This window comes from Pseudoalteromonas sp. SG44-5 (assembly GCF_014164175.1).
GTDB lineage: Bacteria > Pseudomonadota > Gammaproteobacteria > Enterobacterales > Alteromonadaceae > Pseudoalteromonas > Pseudoalteromonas nigrifaciens.
In genome coordinates this window covers 122933-138899 of record NZ_JACJES010000002.1, presented here as the reverse complement: position 1 = coordinate 138899, position 15967 = coordinate 122933, and the positions used below count along the sequence as shown (strand labels likewise).

Below are 15967 nucleotides of genomic sequence, written 5' to 3'. Positions count from 1 at the left end.
TGCTTATCAGTGTTTAGGTTTAAACTGCGACTATATAAAAACTACTATCAACCAAACCCTGTGAAATAGTACATTTTTACCCTAGTGTAATCCTTTAGAAAAATAATAGGCTGTACAAAAAGTAAGAGAGCAGACCGCTAACTGGTTTAGATAATAATTAATAACACAACCGAAAACACGTTATAAGTGTTTGCTTCTAAGTTTTAAATAAGCATAGTGCGTCTATTATTTGGTGGGTTTAAGGTAGCCTGGGGGAATGTTATACTACACATGGTGGCAATGACTAACCAGTAAGGCTTACACAAACGTTTGGCGTTAGTTAATAAACAAAAAACGCTAAGTACTGAAGAGCTTAAGCGCAAACAATATCAAGCCTAAATACGGTGAATACTGAAAACTTAGCTTTTATATTTTGAGTTGATGGGAGCCCTACACACTTGCAAATTAACAATAATATAAGCTAGGCTCTATTTATCTAAAGAACAAGATAAGTCTTTGTAAATAAAGTTAATATAATTTTTTAATCTGATTTTTTATGCCACGAGGTATAAACGAAGCCAACCGTTCTTTTAAGCTTGTAACTGCTTCATGCTTTAGATTATAAAAGCCGTTGTTAATTATTTGGTTACTAGCTGCACAAAAAACTGGTTTTTTAGTGATATGATTAATTTCAATACTTTGCTTATAGTCGCTTTCAATAAAAAGCTCTGCACTACTTTTTTGATAAAATAAAGCTTTATGCTTTGCATGACTAATTTGCTTTTGTCCTCCTTCTTTACCAGGTAAATCTTGCATAATTAAATACTCGTATTCTACTTTATACTTTTTTAACCATATCTCAGTCTGTTCTCGATACTTTTCTGACCGGCTGGTAACAAGCGCATAAACTTTTCTAGAGGGTATAAATAATGGCTGTGCATTTAAAATAAACTCAATGTACTTTTCGGCATCATTAGTTTGCTCTTCAGTAGGATCAATACACAAAACACCATCTATATCTAAACAAGCAGTCGTTAAAATTGGATGATGAAAAATGTTCCATTCAAACACCCTTGGTGATGGTAGGTACTCTAGAAAAAAATCAACATCATTTCTTTGTTTTAGCGATGAGTAAATTGCACATGTCGTAATTTTACTGTGTAAATATGTGGGAATTAAAGCCATATCAGCTTTAATCGAGTCACCTTTTGCAATACTGTCATCCACTAATAATATTTTTTGTGCGTTTTGTGGGTATTTTAAATATTGATTTTTACTTTTTCGTGTACTTCCTGTTTTGAGCTCTGAATTATTAATTAAAGAAATCAAATCCGTACAATGAATATTCAAATACAATGCCAGCATATTAGCTGGTGTTAAACCACTTCTTGGAAGGCCTACAATTAAATCAAAGTTTAAACTCTGTATTTTAGGCAAGTGTTCTTTTATATCCTGACTTAAATGACAATAACTTTTATAATTCATTAGAATCACCCTCCCTTAAAAACATTTTACCTAACATACTAAAATTATTATTAATTACATTGCTTTTATTAAGGTTAGTACAATTTATCGCAATAATGTAGATCTCACGTCAAAAATAGCCATCAAATTGTTATTATATCTTTGATTTAAGCGTTAGCTTCACGCTAATAGAAATTAACTTTTACCACTCCCTTTAATTACAAAACTCTTTTAGTACTGGAGCGATATACATTTAAAAAAAACAATGGGATCCCGACAACATAACGAGAAAATAACCTTTTAGGCTCTAGAGCAAATCTGTATAGCCACTCAAAACCAAGCTTTCTAAATATCGTCGGTGCGCGCTTTACCCTACCCGCTTGAAAATCCAATATTGCACCACCACATATTATTATCATTTTATTTTTGCTCTGTAGTTTTAGTTGTGTAGCTATCAGCTCTTGCTTAGGCATACCCATAGCAAGAACGACTACGTTAAGACTCTCAGTTTGATACTGTAAATTGTGCTCAAGATAACAGTCGACATCTTTAAACCCATTTAAACTATAATATTGGGAGGTGTTAAAAAGCGAGGTTGCACCTATATCTAACCAAGGTTGCTGAGTACCGTACGCAAAAAGGGTCATTTCCTTGTTAGATAAATATAATTGCGAGATTAATCGCGGAATAAAGTCTGTACCATTTAAGTTAGATTGAGGGTCAATATTGTTGTACAAGCACGCTAATTCAACCCCTTTACCGTCTCTGAATAAATAATCTAAATCGAAAAAGTTAGCTTTTATAGCATCACTACTACTTATTAAGTTATATGCATACTGATTTAAAAAACCGATCGAAATTGCTTTATCCGTATTTGTGATACGCTCTAAAATACTGGCTAAAGATACCTCATTGACTAAAGTTAATGACTTTAAGATAGGGTCCATCGCTTTAAGCTCCTATTTTATTACTTTAAAGTCAGCAAACTTTATTTTTCTTTGTGAATAATAAAAAATACCAACCATAAGCTTTCGCAAATAGTGATAGTAAAGAGCAGTACTTTTTAGTTTGTGGTTATTTAATACCGCGAAAGAGCCTTGAAAATACTTATATCTAAATTCTGGTAATGGATCACGATGGCCAATAGCTGCAGAGTTCATAAAAAATATAACCTTACTAATAAGTGAAGCTTTTATTGCAAAGTCCAAATCTTCACCTCCATTATTTTTAGCGCCGACGCCAAAGTTTTCATCAAACAGCCCTACTTCATTAAATACTTTAGATGCATAAAATGTAGTGTTAGATGATGCGTATCGTATTAAGTTTGACGAATTATGTTCATTAGAAGTAAAGGGGCTAATACTTGGTGCTGATGAAAATTGAGTATAAAACAATTCAAATCGACTGAGTGCTTGTAGTTCATTAAAGCTATTCCAAAACCCTTCTGGGTACCAACAGTCATCATCTGGGCAGGACACGAAATCAAAATTATTCAATGAATACCGACTGTTCACTTCTTTAATAAGCTTATTTCTGGCCTTTGATAACGACACAATATGACTTTGACTAATTGTGATTAGCGTATAGTTACTAGCTAGCCCAAGTAAACACTCTTCACTGTAGCCATCTGCACTTTGTAATAGTACATAGTGTACAAATTGAATGTTTCTTACACTATTTATCGATAATATTAGTCTTTTTAAGTCTTTGATATTTTCGTCATTACATATACATGTTGTTAGTAATAAAATTTTCATTACAATCCCTATAAGTAGTTATTACATAATATGAAGTTAAAATTTTATAAAGAAATAATGGTGGAACATTCCGTTAAAATCGAAATCAGAAATATAAATTCTGTACCACAAAAATAAAATAAACGCGATTAAAGATAATGAAAAAAACAGTAGCTTTAGCCTGACAACGCGTAGTATTAAAGAAAATATATATACCAAGCCAATCCATCTAAAATAATCAAAGTAGGCATAATAGCGTAGCTGTAAGAAGTTTGTTGTATGCATAAAACAAATTAATACGATAATACCTATATAATAAAACCACACTTTATCAAATGTCGATTTACGCCTAACCATATAGGCGAATATAGAAAGCAGTACGATAGCAACATCTAAAAGCTTAAATAGTATTCCTGAACCTCTATCATCTAATTCTTCATAATTGGTAAATGTGGCGTAATAAACTAAAAGGTATAATATTGATATTGCCGCAGAGCCCATAACGACATATAAAATTTTGTATCTATTACTTCTTTCATCAGAGGCCGTAACATAATAAACAACAAAATAAATTGCACAAACAACCACGGCTGCATTATGTGTTAATGATGCGATGACACCAAAAAAAATGGCGAAGCGTATTTTGTCAAAATATAAAAAAAATAGAGTAATAATTAAGAAAGAACCTGAGCAATAATGCCGTATCATGTTAAACATGTTTGTAAATTTCATTGAATAAAAAATAAAAAACATCAGCGCTAACGCAATTAACACCTCACTAAATTTAGCTGAATCTAATATCTTGTAAATAACAATACATGCTGGTAAATAGATAAATAACGTAATCGTATACGTATAAAATATATAATTGCCATTCGTTAATTTTGAAAAGAAGTAAGAATAGCCATGATAAATCGGCTCCGATATTTTCGGTTGTACCAAAAAGCCATCATTAATAAAAATTGCATAATCTTCATCAAAAATACTCAAAAAACCATATTGATAATTATTGAATGCAAACCATTGAGTTGAATACCAGCCTAAGTCATTGCCTATTCCTAAAAAATCGCCAAATGCCCATGCTTCTTTGTGTAAATTCATATTGCAAAAAAGCAAAATAAAGCTAATAAAAAAAACGTAAAGCCACTCAGATCTTTTAGTTGTTAAATACGTGAATAAAGCAAAAATTCCTATATAAAAAGGCGCTAGTAGTGAAACTAATGATACAAAAACAAGAATCAACATTGTTCTATTTAACAGAAAAGTTTTATTGTGATAGATCAAAATAAAGCTTCCTTTTACTTTGAGTAATATTGATATTTCATCCCAAACTTTACGAGTAACTTAAATGATTCATAAAGTTGTTCGCTTGTTCTTGAGCGCCATACTATTTTTGTGAACAAAAATTTAAATAAAGAGAAATTGCGCCCATGTTCAAGCCAGTAATTATGATAGTCAATTGTGCTCCACCTATAATTCAAATCGTTTTGCTCTGAAGCTGACAACGTGACCTTATTACTTAGCTCTTTTTCTAATTTACACCTGAGCTGTACGCCTGCTATTGGTCGAGTACCTGTGGTAATACTCGCTCCATTGTGGATTGTATGCACAAAGACATTTTCAGCAAATACGCACACACTATAATTTTGAATAAAGGCCTTTAACATTAAGGTATGATCTTGTAAGTAAGGTGTATCATAAAACCCACCTATGGCTTCTAAAACACTTTTTTTAATCATTATCATTGAAGTATAACAACTCCCAGATAGCAAAAAGGTCTTAGCGTCATGGCCTACAAACTTATCATCGTTTGCTAAAACACATTTACCATTTTTTTCTACTTGCATATGGCTACAACAGACAGCAGGCTGCTCTTGTTGGTGTTTAAAAAAGTTAAGTTTTTCGAGTAATTTCCCATCTATAAAAAAATCATCATCGTCTAAAAAAGTAACATACTCGCCATTGGCTTGCTTAATACCAATGTTTCTGGCAATCCCTGCTCCTGAGTTTTTTTCTAATGGTATGTATTTTATTTTTTTAGAGACAATTAAATCCTCTAAAATAGACTCTGTATTTAGCTGATGCTCTGACCCTTTACCATTATCATCAACAACTATTACCTCACAAAGTGAGTTTATAAGTGCACTTTGTATTGCATTTCTTATTTTTGTGACTCTTCCATAAGTAGGAATAATGATGCTTAACTCAACCATTTAGCTTAATCCTTTTAATTTTTATAAATGAAATTTAGCATAACCAAGTTTTTAACTTTGTTATTTTATATACATCAATCGACATCCAAATATTCCACAGCACTAGACTCATGCTTACAGCTAAAGCCGCCCCAATTGCTTGATAGATAGGCACTAAAATAAATAACAACAACACGTTTATTAATAATGTAGCCAACAATGCTTTTAATGAACGTTTTTCATTTCCTGTCATATTCAGCACTAAACCAACAGAGCCAAAACAAATATTAATTATTTGGCCAATACATAAAATAATAAGAATTGGATGGGAAGCCAGATATTGCTCTCCAAAAAGTATTCTTATAAACCAATCCCCAAAAAAAATTAAAACAACCGCTATTGGTATTGAAAAAGTGGCGCTTAACTTTACACTTTTAGTTAGTAAAGCCTGTGTTGACTGTATATCGCCACTTCTATACAACCTAGCAACTTTAGGGCCTATAATATTGTTTACCGCTGCAAACCCTAAGGTAACTAATGTCACCCCTTGTAAAGCTACCTTAAAAGAAGCGACAGACTCTTTATCATCGAAGTAGCCTAAAAATACGTTTGCAAGCTGTGCATTCATGGTGCTAATAAATATCATTAGCGTAAACGGGAGTAATGCAATATGCCATTTTTTAAAATAGTAAGTAGGTTTAACATGGTTAAGGTTATTCGATCGCTCTTTAAATATTAGCCCTAAGCCTAATAACAGCGTTAATGCCGATGTTATTAACTGTACTTTTATAAGCAGTAAACTGGTGAACTCAGTTTTTGATACAATAAAATATAAGTAAACTAAAATGGCTAAAAATGGCATCAAAATAAACTCTGGAAATAAGCCTAGAATTGGTTTTCTAAAACCGTTTAAAATAGCTCCTTGTTTTGCAGAAAAGCTTTTTATAGGGATCAAAAAAATTGCAAACCAAAGTAAACTAGCAGTCTGGGAACTTATTAAGCCTAAATATAAAATAAGCATGGTCGTAAGCATCACAAGCGCAGAAATACTGATAATAAATGCCGATGACCACCTGAGTAACCCCTTTAATTCTCCCCATTTACCTTCCAATTCAGCATGTGCAATTTCACGGATCAATAATTGTGGTAAACCTGCTATAACAGGTATTGTGACTATGGCAATAATTGATAAAACATAGGTATATAAGCCATATTGCTCAGGTCCTAAATAACGGGCAAGTATTACGCCTGCTATAACGGATAAAGCACGGCTTATCATTTGTAAACCGGCTGTGCCTAAAAACTTATTTAAAATAGCTGGCGATTGGCTCAAAAAACTTACCTTGTAATAATAGAGTCATATTTATAACTTCAATAAATCAAAATTTTAAAATTCAATAACTAAATAAATTAACTGACTGACTGTTTTAGATTTATAAAGATCTCAGTGTAGTAACCATATTAGTAATGTGTACTGCTTTATTAAAATTCACTAATCACTGCTACGTAAAAAATACGCACATAATTAGTACTCATATACAAACATCGTTTCCTATGTCGACTTTTGTGCATATTTAACAGTACTTTTTTGCCCTAAAAAAATTCGTGATGCGTAATTACTTTTTGATAATACAATTTCAACTGCAATCGGACCAAAGATCCCAAAGAACATGCCAAATACAATATTAAGCTCTGTCGATTGCACACCTAAATAAACTAGTAACATTCTAGATAAAACCAAAAAGTAAACATGGTATAAGTATATTGAAAATGAATATTTACCAATAAACACAAGGGGTATAATCTTTATTTTTGCAAAGTAAAATAATGAACAACCAACAAAGCCAGTTACTAGCCCCATTAGGCTGTTTCTTTCAAAGTTACTCTGGCTTTGTAGTTGTAAAAATTTATACAACATGAGGCCAGCAAACAAAGTTAATAATATTGTAACTAACTTTATATTTAGCTTTTCTTCGCTGTGTCTTTTTGAGCTAAGTAAGCACCCTAACGAGAAGAAAGGTAATAAAAAGAAAAATCCAGATAATGAAAAAAAATAAATATCTGTAGGCATAAATACGCATAAAATAATCCCCGTAAATAGCGCAAATATGTATTTATTTTGAGTTGTAGTTTTTATAAATGATGATAAGCCATAAAATAAAAACACCAAAAACATTGCTTGTAAAAACCAAAAATGAAATTTACTTTCCCATATCACGCTAAAGTAATAAGTAATATTGGTTATTTCTATTTTTTGATTTGCTCCTAAAGTATGTGCCTGAATAAATAGATAAATTGGGCCTACAAAAATTAGAGGAATGATTAGTCTAAAGTACTTTCCTTTTAACATAGAAAAAAATTGCTCTGATGTCACTCCTCTAAAAGAGAAAATAACGCCGCCTAAAAATGCAAATAATGGCATTCTGACATTTTCTAACATTAAGTTAAAAAAATAAAAGTCGTTATTTTCGGGTAACTTTAAACCTGATATATTTGGTTCACCTATTAAGTGATTAAGTACTAATAATAAACAAGCCCACCCTCTGAGTGTTTCTAGGCTGAGAATTTTTTTTATTTTCATCTTCACTCCCTTAAAGTAAAAGCGTGAACCATTTATTAAATATACTTATTCTCTTAATTTATTAACCATTGTTTTTAAAAGCTAATTTCATTTTACTTGCTAACTCCCTATCAAACTTTTCAGGCAAGAATTTAATGTACCCATTCCCAGGAGTAAACGTTAATTCACCAAAATATATTTTATCTTGAATATAGAGATCAACTCTTACAAAAGAAAATGAGCTACTCAATGCTTCTACAATTACAACTGCCTCTGCAAAATTTTTTGGTTTGAGTTCAACTTCTCCAATATCACATCCAGCCCTTAAGATTGGAAGTGGTTGCCATAACCTTGAATAGTAGTTGTGCGTTTGCTTATTGCTTGTCCTTTGTGAAATTACCTGCACAAATTCAATTGCGCCCTCTATACAATAAAATTTATAGTCTTTTAGGCCATCTGTTGATTCAATAAACTCTTCACAAATAACTAGCTGCTCAACGTTTTTATACTGTTTTTCTTTACTTATTGCATAAAAATCAGACTTTAGCCATTGTGTAATTAATTGGCGAATTTCAGCATTACAATGATCATTTTTATTATTGATAACAAGATTATAGCCACTACCGTTATTTAGTTTTATGACAAATTTATCTGGCATTTCGGTTAAATTAAAATCTTCAGCTACGGTACAAGTTTTTAGTAAGGTTGGAAGATATTTTTCACCGCACCTATCAGCGACAAATGCTCTAACTTTATATTTATCCACAAAAATAGAAAAATCAGTTAGTTTCTTACTTAGTTTCCAGGAGAAAATCCTATCGCTAAAAGTAAGCACTTTCTTTTTTGAATAAAATTTACGGTGAAGCTTTAAATATTCATATCGAATATATATAGAGTCAGGTATCAATACCTTTAATTTATTTTTCAACAGTTTCAAAAATAAACCCATCCGTTGACTCTCTTAAATTTACTAAACGTAAAATAATTTTTCTAACTCCAAAATTGGAGCTACCATCAAACTCACTTGGTTTTAAATAGAACAATTCATCTTATAATAGATCAACTTATAAGATTAAACTTTTAATTTACTTAGTAAAACAGATCTCAAAAAACTCGTAAACATTGTATTTTCATGTGCACCGAGATTGTGTTTAATATTAAGCCTCTCATGTATTACTTAAGCTTTAAGTAATTAATATATATGGTTTATCAATGGTATAACTTAACAATGTAGTGTATTTGCTACATAGCACTTTATATCAATTGCCATACAATTTAATAAAGTCAAAATTTAGTGCCAATTTTTATTATATCCAACGAGCAATCTTTAAAACTTTTAACGCATATGTTGGGGTCACTAATCGCGATTTCGTACATTTAAAGTACAAAACAACGCAATTCAATAAACATTAAACCACACCTTTTAATTAGTCAATGCTAACAAATTGTTTCATTAAAACTTATTTAACCTACTTTATTGCTAGTTTCGGTTTTAATGCTAATAATATAATAAGTGTCGCATCTAAATTTTAAGGAACTACTTGTGCGTTTGGGGTGCTGCATTGTTATCTTGTTATCTTTTTATGTTTACTCACAAGACACAATCAATTACTTGCGTAATAGCGAAATAATTGAACGTGCAAAACAACATTATGGTAAAGATGGACATAATCGCATAAAGCAATGGCTTAGGTTTATTGATGCATCGATTGATAAGAATGAATGGCGGCAGGTACATCTGGTTAATAATTTTTTTAATGAACATATAAAATACAAAACAGATAATGAGCTTTGGAATAAAAATGATTATTGGGCTACACCAATAGAAAGCTTGGGTGTAGGTATGGGGGATTGTGAGGATTACGTTATAGCTAAATACTTTACTTTAATTGCGCTTGGTATTCCTGAAGAAAAAATAAGGTTTATGTATGTGCGTCAACACACCATTAATCAGCCCCACATGGTACTGATATACTTTCCTGAAGCTGACCAAATTCCTTTTGTTTTGGGTAACTTTAATACCCAGTTACTCCCCGCAAATAAACGTCACGATTTAACACCTATATACAGTTTTAATGGCCAAGGTTTATGGTTAGCCAAAGCAAAAGGGCTTGGTAATAAAGTTAAAAATAGTAGCGGTGTGTCGGCTTGGGATACTATGCTAAAAAGAATTGAAAAAGGTGAGCTTGCACTCGTAAATGGAATTGATACAGGAGATGAAAATAATGTATCACCCTTTTAAACAAGGTATGAGTCTTAAAATACAGATCTACGGGCTAATAATTTGTATTTCCATTTTATCTTTTTTTGTAAGAATTATTATTGATGTAGATACAACCCGAGACTATTTACAAACACAAATGGCAAGCCATGCAAAAGACACAGCTACAAGCCTAGGACTTTCTATCTCCCCTTATTTGGATACAGATGGAATCATAATAGGGCAAACTATGGCAACCGCAATATTTGATTCTGGTTATTATAGTAAAATACGCTTTATTAATACGAAACATGAAACGCTATTCTCATTAGAAAACCCTACCCATGTAGATTCTGTGCCTCATTGGTTTACAAACACTGTAAAATTAAGCGCGCCTACAATGCAATCTGAAATAAATACGGGTTGGATCATTGCTGGTACACTTGAAGTTACCAGCCACTTAGGAGAGTCATATTTAACTTTATGGCTACACACAAAGCGTAGCTTTTATAGTTCGCTCATATTATTAATTGCTTCACTGCTGATCACTTATTTTATTTTACAAACAATATTCAAACCTTTAAAAGCAGTTGAGAAGCAAGCACTGCTTGTTACTCGCAAACGCTTTACACTCAATAATAAAGTGCCGTTAGCCCACGAATTGCGCATAGTAACCAAAGCAATTAATAATATGGTGCTTAATTTGCAAAGTACATTCGACTCTTTAGCTAAACAAACCCAAGCACTAACAAACGCCGTGTATAGTGATCCACTAACAGGGTTAGGTAATCGCAAATCTTTTGAAAACTATTTTAACGCCGTTACCCACTCCATTACCTCTGAGCGTCCAATGACAGCAACAATGGTCACACTTCCCTCGCTAGTAAACATTAATCGAACACTTAGCTATCAAAGGGGTGATGAGTATGTGACTGACGTTGCTAAAATATTAAAACTCTCTTTAGCTGAACTAAATAATTATAGGTTATGCCGAATAAATGGCAGTACTTTTGTTTTTATTGCGCCATACGATATTACTTTTTTATATAATTTACACGCTAACCTTATTGACCTGTTTAGCCAAAAACAGCACAGCTCACATAATAATGGTTATGCCCGCTTAGCTTCTATAAATGTTGAAAAAAGCTTAACACTGAGTCATTTACTTTCGTCATTAGATACCAAATGTACTATTGGAGAAAGTACGATTGACGCTAACATTGATAATAAAATAGTCTTTAGTGTTGAAGAGTGGCAAAGAATAATTCAGAGCATAATTAACTCTGGGGAAGTGAGCTTTTCAGTACAGCCTGTGAAAAAAAGTAATACCGAGTTTACACAGTGCTACTTTGAGGTATTTGCGCACTTTATCTATAACAATGAAAAAATAAACAATAGTCACTTATTCGCTATGGCCGAAAAGTTAAATTTGACAGAAGAACTGGATAAAAAATTAATCCGTGATTTTATTAATATTAAAATGCAATATCCAGAGGATAAATTCGCATTAAATATAAGTAAGTCCTCATTATATTCACCGGAGTTTATACAATGGCTAGGTGCGTTTTCTCAACACTACCCCTGCCTCAAAAACAATCTTATTTTTGAGCTTCATGAATTGAGCTTACTAAGTAATATACGCGTTGCTGCACTTCATATTGATGCGATAAAAGAGGTTGGTATTAGTGTGTGTGTAGAGCACTTTGGCACCAGTTTAACCTCTTTTAAGTATTTACATGGTCTTGATATTGAGTATGTGAAAATTGACGGTAGCTACATTCAAGATTTAATTGATAATCCGCAAAGTCGCTTTTATATTCAAACTGTAAATAATATTTGTCATGGCTTTGGTATTAAAGTCTTAGCGTGTTTAATTGAAAAGCCCGAAACATTAAACATACTCGAAAGCTTAGGTTGTGATGGTGTTCAAGGGAATTTAATTTGCTCCGCCTCACAAGTAATCAACATTATTGATGAAAACACAAATAAAAAGTTTACTTTTCATCCAAATGTATTAGAATTTTGTAAGTAGCCTATTTTTTAAACAAGGGTCGATCATGAAAGCAATTATCTTATTTGGACTAATAGTAGGGCTGTGTGTATTTTATGTACCGCAAACTTATGCACAAACTAATACATCAAAATCTGTTCAGTCTGCAGGGATAGACAACTTGATTTCGATTTTAAGTAATGCACCAATAAATGTATCTCCTGAGCAACTGCAACAAGACTTAGTTGCCGCCATTAAAATTATTTGTAAAAACAATATAAAAAACCAACTAGACAAAACCTTGCCACGAGGCAATTGTAGTAACGCTCAGGTTGATCAAATGATTACTGCCGTTATTGCTGCTTTTGGTGTAGACAGCCCTATGGTTGCTACTTTATTAGCCGCACTTTCTGCATACGGAGTAGATTCAGACACTATTACACTTGCTGCAATTAATGCGGGCATAGATGCTACTATTGCTTCACAAGCCACGGCAGCAGGCCCTATCCAAGCACAACCTAATCCTCCTATTAGCTTACCTGTATTGCCTACACCTCCTGGATCGGGTGGTACTGGTGGTGATGCTGGTATATCTGAAGTTGGTAACTAACTTTATTAAATATAAATGCAGCCTTAGCGCTGCGTTTATATTTTGAGATGGCTGTGAATCGCTTTATATTTTTTGTTATATGTTTAATTATTTTTTTACTCCCCCTACCCCTTGGCAGTTACCGCCCATGGGCAATATTAGCTATAGGCGTGCTGATTAGCTTTACGTTTTTATTGCATTTATTTAATAGTGCTATTAAAAATAAACAACTGCTTTATCCTCCTTTATACTCTTGGCCTATATTTATTGCTCTTGGCGTTGTTGTTTTAGTTTGCACAATACAGCTATTTAGTATAAGTGTTGATCCGTTTCAAACTCAGCAAATGTTAATTAAAACCTGGTTTATGCTATTATTTTGCTGGTTAATTTTTATTTACTGTAACCACTCCCTACGAATTAAAAAATTAGTTTACACTGTTATTTTTGCTGGGGTTTTTCAGGCCTTATATGCAAGTTATTTAAGCTTATCACCCGATATTATTAGCCCATTATTTAGTTATAAACATACCGATCGTGCTATTGGTACTTTTACTTATTCTAACTTTTTAGCCAACTATTTAGCGCTGTGCTTATGCTTAGGCATAGGTGTGTTGATCAGTGAGTTAAAACGCTCTGCTAACGACAATACACAATCACTCGCACAAACATTACGTGACTGGGCTGGTATATTATTAAGCTCTAAAATTGTATTACGCGTATCATTAATTATTATTATTGTTGCCTTAATATTAACTCGCAGCCGCATGGGTAACTCGGCATTTTTTATCGCTTTAATGGTTATGAGCTTATTGGCTTTATTTATTTACAGACAAAAGCCCAAAGCGTTTAAACACCTTATTATTAGCTTTTTTATTATCGATTTAATTATTATTGGTGCAATATTTGACGTTGAAAAAGTAAAACAGCGTATTAGCGAAACCAGTATACACTCAGAAACGCGTGACGAAGTGGTACGCGACTCTATACCACTTATATTAGATAAACCATTGCTGGGATCAGGTGGGGGTACTTTTTACACTGCTTTCCCTGCGTATCAATCAGAGCCCTTTTCTGGCTACTACGATAATGCGCATAACGATTATATACAATTTGCTGTGGAGCTAGGTATACCGGCAACATTAGCACTTGGTTTGCTGATACTTTATTGTTTATGGCTCTGTATTGCGACCATGCGCCAACGCAAAACCGCACTTTATCAAGGAGTAGCATTTGGCTGTGCAGTAGCTATTATTACTATGCTACTGCATTCTTTAGTCGACTATTCGCTGCAAGCAGGCGCTAATTCAATGCAGTTTATGGCTATTTTATGCTTAGCTATTTTAACTAATAAATTACCTGCGCCTAAAACTATAAAAAAAAGACGTAATCAAGCCGACTAGCGCTGTGCTAAATCAAACTCAGTTAAGTGACCGTCGCCATGAATAAGCTGATAGCGGGCCAAATTACCTTGCTCTAGCGTTATTAAGCTAATAGCTGAATCGCTCACTAAATACTTTTGCCCATCGCCTTTGGTTTGGTGTTTATCAACCTCCATATGCCAACGTTTAGTAAAGAAATTCAGCGGACTTTTCGGGCTATATAAAATTGAATCGAGTTTATCGAGTATATTTATTAATTTACGCGGAAATTCATTTTTTATACCACTGGCAGTCAGCTGCCACACTCTATTAGGATGATCGCCAAAACGTTTTTGCACCGAAAAACAAAAGGAGTAATGTACATCACCAGATAAAATTAGCGTTTCGTTTGGGGTATCGTCTCTTCTAAAAGTATCGAGCAATTTTCTTGCCGAGCCTTCGTGAGCCATCCAGTTCTCTACGTCTACCGTGAGCGGTTGGCCGCACATATTAAATAGCGCTTGAATAGCTTCAATCGATTTAACGCCAAATACTGGCGCGGGCGATACAATAATAACTTGATCATGGCTCAATAAGCTCTGCTCAAGATCAGTAAGTCGCTCCCAATCAAGTAGACCAGAGGGCTCATTAAAATTTTGCTCATTACGCCAACGATGTGTGCGAGTGTCGAGCACCACCACTTTAGGAACCGTTGTCAGTTCATAATGCCAATGACTAAATTCTGTTAGTGTTTTATCAAATGTTTTAAATTGCCAAATATTACTACTCGCTAAGCTGTGCTTAAACGCAGCGATTAATGTGCCCGTTTTAGTGAGTGCATCATTTCCCATCCCTTGAAACAACCAGTAACTAATTAAACCATTGCTTACAATACGTTTACTCACTGGGTTTTGACTAATCGCTTGCTCCCATCCAGCTGTCAGGTTCCAGTCATCGGTTACATCATGATCGTCAAATATCATTAATGTAGATACATTGGCAAACAACCGCTCTACATCACTCAATCCTTTTGTATAATCAATCAGTGCTGATTTTTCGGCGTTAAAAATAGTCTTGTTTTGCTCGTTTTGACCTGCATACGTTATGCTTTGTATATCTACACATTGCCAAGCTGCAGCACTAAAATTTAATAAATAAAGTGCTATATATTCTTCAAAGTGAATAAGGTGATTGTGGGCTTTTACACTTGAAAAGTGAGGTTCATCTTTTTTCAGCCAGTAACTAACACCTAACTTTGAGCGTTTTTGCCAAGGTGTTTTTGGTAAGAACAAATGGCGATTATAAAGCTGCTCATTTATATCGTTCGGTAGCTCAACTGTAAGTGGTTGCTCTTTATAAATACCTAAGGCTTCAATTAACTGATGAATGGCTAATAACATAGGTCCTGCTACGTCATCGGCATAAACCTGATCACCGCTCAGTAATAGCAATTGTGCACCTTGGTTGTTATTACCGCGCTGAGTGTTTTGCCAATGACTTGCACAGACTAAACTGTCTTTTGCGGGATGATGTGCATTACGACATGATCCGTGCAAAATATCACTGAGTTTATTGGGAATTACAAATGCAGGTGTTGCTTGATTGCTATAGCACCAAGGCGATAAATCAATTGGAGTATCGTCAACTATAAGTTCGTAGCTTAATAAGCTGTCAGTAGGAAACTTATGATTTATTGGCTTTATAATGACGAAATGCAGATATAAGTGCTCGCCGAGAGAAACGCTGTGCTGATCGCTGTAACATTCATAATTTAACAGTTCAATGCGACAGTTTACAGGCTTAGAGGTAGCAAACTGAATGCATACACTGGTTTGCTCTGCACGGCGCACCATAGGCCCCATTAATAAAATAGGAAGTTGCGCCGTGTGAGTTTTCATG

Annotated in this window: 13 protein-coding genes; 4 read left to right on the top strand and 9 right to left on the bottom strand. The window is 33.6% G+C overall.

Going from position 1 to position 15967, the window contains the following annotated elements:
* Positions 1 to 507 precede the first annotated feature (507 nt).
* From H5079_RS03025 to H5079_RS02990, 8 genes are all read right to left on the bottom strand, one after another.
* Positions 508 to 1464, bottom strand: coding sequence for a phosphoribosyltransferase (locus tag H5079_RS03025; protein ID WP_011328461.1), 957 nt, complete (start codon positions 1462 to 1464; stop codon positions 508 to 510).
* A 197-nt stretch (positions 1465 to 1661) separates the two neighbouring features.
* Positions 1662 to 2390, bottom strand: coding sequence for a WecB/TagA/CpsF family glycosyltransferase (locus H5079_RS03020; RefSeq protein ID WP_089368434.1), 729 nt, complete (start codon positions 2388 to 2390; stop codon positions 1662 to 1664).
* A gap of 12 nt (positions 2391 to 2402) precedes the next feature.
* A complete protein-coding gene (locus H5079_RS03015) occupies positions 2403 to 3200 on the bottom strand; it encodes a glycosyltransferase family 2 protein (RefSeq protein ID WP_182683396.1) in 798 nt (265 codons plus the stop codon).
* A 36-nt stretch (positions 3201 to 3236) separates the two neighbouring features.
* Positions 3237 to 4424, bottom strand: a complete 1188-nt coding sequence (locus H5079_RS03010) for an EpsG family protein (RefSeq protein WP_182683395.1) — start codon at positions 4422 to 4424, stop codon at positions 3237 to 3239.
* 53 nt (positions 4425 to 4477) lie between these two features.
* Positions 4478 to 5392 carry a glycosyltransferase gene (locus H5079_RS03005; protein WP_182683394.1) on the bottom strand — a complete coding sequence of 305 codons (915 nt, stop codon included), beginning with the start codon at positions 5390 to 5392 and terminating at the stop codon, positions 4478 to 4480.
* Positions 5393 to 5426: 34 nt separating this feature from the next.
* Complete coding sequence (locus H5079_RS03000; protein WP_011328466.1) at positions 5427 to 6704, bottom strand: flippase; 1278 nt, start codon at positions 6702 to 6704, stop codon at positions 5427 to 5429.
* Between the two features lie 219 nt (positions 6705 to 6923).
* A complete protein-coding gene (locus tag H5079_RS02995) occupies positions 6924 to 7952 on the bottom strand; it encodes an acyltransferase (protein ID WP_182683393.1) in 1029 nt (342 codons plus the stop codon).
* 61 nt (positions 7953 to 8013) lie between these two features.
* The gene (locus H5079_RS02990) at positions 8014 to 8880 is read right to left on the bottom strand and encodes an ATP-grasp fold amidoligase family protein (protein WP_182683392.1); all 867 of its coding nucleotides are present in this window, start codon (positions 8878 to 8880) and stop codon (positions 8014 to 8016) included.
* A 594-nt stretch (positions 8881 to 9474) separates the two neighbouring features.
* Here H5079_RS02990 and H5079_RS02985 point away from each other — a divergent pair.
* Genes H5079_RS02985 through H5079_RS02970 form a run of 4 tightly spaced genes read left to right on the top strand, consistent with a single transcriptional unit; the run spans position 9475 to position 14110 of the window.
* Positions 9475 to 10173 (top strand): transglutaminase-like cysteine peptidase, encoded by a 699-nt coding sequence (locus tag H5079_RS02985; RefSeq protein ID WP_089368437.1) that lies wholly within the window; start codon positions 9475 to 9477, stop codon positions 10171 to 10173.
* Positions 10157 to 12163 carry an EAL domain-containing protein gene (locus H5079_RS02980; RefSeq protein ID WP_182683391.1) on the top strand — a complete coding sequence of 669 codons (2007 nt, stop codon included), beginning with the start codon at positions 10157 to 10159 and terminating at the stop codon, positions 12161 to 12163. Before H5079_RS02985 ends, H5079_RS02980 begins: the two co-directional genes overlap by 17 nt.
* Positions 12164 to 12188: 25 nt before the next feature.
* Complete coding sequence (locus H5079_RS02975) at positions 12189 to 12731, top strand: hypothetical protein (RefSeq protein WP_182683390.1); 543 nt, start codon at positions 12189 to 12191, stop codon at positions 12729 to 12731.
* A 53-nt stretch (positions 12732 to 12784) separates the two neighbouring features.
* Positions 12785 to 14110, top strand: a complete 1326-nt coding sequence (locus H5079_RS02970) for an O-antigen ligase family protein (RefSeq protein ID WP_182683389.1) — start codon at positions 12785 to 12787, stop codon at positions 14108 to 14110.
* On the opposite strand, the gene H5079_RS02965 is transcribed toward H5079_RS02970, so the two are convergent.
* Entirely contained in the window at positions 14107 to 15966 is a 1860-nt protein-coding gene (locus tag H5079_RS02965; RefSeq protein WP_182683388.1) for an alkaline phosphatase D family protein, read from the bottom strand. The two genes, H5079_RS02970 and H5079_RS02965, sit on opposite strands and share 4 nt — an antisense overlap.
* Position 15967: the final 1 nt, after the last annotated feature.